This window comes from Streptomyces sp. NPDC089915, from assembly GCF_040684675.1.
Taxonomy (GTDB): Bacteria; Actinomycetota; Actinomycetes; order Streptomycetales; family Streptomycetaceae; genus Streptomyces.
This window is the reverse complement of record NZ_JBFBGN010000322.1, coordinates 1-2,066: the sequence shown is the minus strand read 5'-3', so window position 1 is coordinate 2,066 and position 2,066 is coordinate 1. Positions and strand designations below refer to the sequence as shown.

2 protein-coding genes are annotated in these 2,066 nt (G+C 68.2%); both read right to left on the bottom strand.

Translation table 11 applies throughout. The features are described from left to right. On the bottom strand, positions 1 to 642 hold a 642-nt coding region (locus tag AB0O29_RS35380; RefSeq protein WP_365160397.1), incomplete at its 3' end, for an adenosylhomocysteinase. A gap of 35 nt (positions 643 to 677) precedes the next feature. Then, on the bottom strand, positions 678 to 2,066 hold a 1,389-nt coding region (locus tag AB0O29_RS35375), incomplete at its 5' end, for a vitamin B12 dependent-methionine synthase activation domain-containing protein (RefSeq protein ID WP_365160395.1).

Sequence of the window (2,066 nt, the reverse complement as noted above, 5' to 3'; positions counted from 1 at the left end):
GTTGATCGCCGGGAACAGCAGGTCACCCGAGGCCATCATCTCGTAGAGACGGTGGACACCCGTCGTGGTCTCCTCCGTCACACCGCGGATCTCGGCGGCGAGGGCGGACCAGTCGATGTCCGTCTTCGCCAGCAGGCCCAGGACGATGGCCATTTCCTCGTTCTCGGCGGTGGAGACGTCCGGGACGGCTCCGGCCTTCTGGTACTCGACGCCCTTGTGGACGAGGAGGGTGGCGTCACCGCCGTCGTCGAGGATCATGTTCGGGCCGACGTGGCCGGGCCAGGTCAGCGCCTGCTCCGTGCACCACCAGTACTCCTCCAGCGTCTCGCCCTTCCAGGCGAAGACCGGGATCCCGGCGGCCGCGATCGCGGCGGCGGCGTGGTCCTGCGTCGAGTAGATGTTGCAGGACACCCAGCGGACGTCGGCGCCGAGCGCGACCAGGGTCTCGATCAGGACGGCGGTCTGCACGGTCATGTGCAGCGAACCGGTGATACGGGCGCCGGCCAGCGGCTGCGCCTCGGCGTACTCCCGCCGGATCGACATCAGACCCGGCATCTCGTGCTCGGCCAGGGTGATCTCCTTGCGGCCGAAGGCGGCGAGGGAGATGTCGGCGACCTTGTAGTCGGTGAATGCGGCAGACATGCGGTGTGCTCCTTGGAAACGTGCGGGGGCGGGGGTCATCGACGGCCTCCCGCGTTGAAGTAGCTCGCTTCGGGGTGGTGAATGACTAGAGCATCGGTGGACTGCTCGGGATGGAGCTGGAACTCCTCGGAGAGGTGGACCCCGATCCGCTCCGGCCGGAGGAGTTCGGCGATCTTCGCCCGGTCGGAGAGTTCCGGGCAGGCGGGGTAGCCGAGGGAGTACCGGCAGCCCTGGTACTCGGTACGGAACATGCCGTCCATACCCGCCGGGTCGGATCCGGCGATGCCGAGTTCGGCGCGGACGCGGGCGTGCCAGTACTCGGCGAGGGCCTCGGCGAGCTGGACGGAGAGGCCGTGCAGCTCCAGGTAGTCGCGGTAGGAATCGGACTCGAACAGCTTGGCCGTGGCCTCGCCGATCCTCGAACCGACGGTGACCACCTGGAAGCCGATGACGTCGACCTCACCCGACTCCTCGGGCCGCACGAAGTCCGCGAGGCACAGACGGCGCCCGCGGCTCTGGCGCGGGAAGCTGAAGCGGGTCCGCTCGCCGCCGTCCTGGTCGAGGACGATCAGGTCGTCGCCCTTGGAGACGCAGGGGAAGTAGCCGTAGACCACGGCCGCTTCGAGGAGCCGCTCGGTGTGCATCCGGTCCAGCCACCCGCGCAGCCGGGGCCGGCCCTCGGCGGCGATGGAGTCCGCCTGCTTGAGACCCCACTGACCCTTGAACAGCGCCTGCTCGTCCAGCCAGCCCGCGTACTCGTTCAGCTGGATGCCCTTGACCACGCGGGTCCCCCAGAAGGGCGGGGCGGGCACCGGGTTGTCGACGGACACGTCGGACCGGCCTGCCTCCTCCGCCTCCCGCACGTCGAGGACGGCGGCCCGCTGGGGGACGCGGCGCTGCTTGAGGGGAGGGAGTTCGGCGCCGGGGACTCCGCGCTTGACGGCGATCAGCGCGTCCATCAGCCGCAGACCCTCGAACGCGTCACGCGCGTAACGGACCTCGCCCTCGTAGATCTCGTGCAGATCCTGCTCCACGTAGGCGCGGGTCAGGGCCGCGCCGCCGAGGATCACGGGGAACCGTGTGGCGAGTCCCCTGGTGTTGAGCTCCTCCAGGTTCTCCTTCATGATCACGGTCGACTTCACCAGGAGACCCGACATGCCGATGACGTCGGCCTTGTGCTCCTGAGCGGCCTCCAGGATCGCGGAGACCGGCTGCTTGATACCGATGTTCACGACGTTGTAGCCGTTGTTCGTGAGGATGATGTCGACCAGGTTCTTGCCGATGTCGTGAACATCCCCACGCACGGTCGCCAGGACGATCGTGCCCTTACCCTCCGCGTCCGTCTTCTCCATGTGCGGTTCCAGGAAGGCGACCGCCGTCTTCATCACCTCGGCCGACTGCAGGACGAACGGCAGCTGCATCTG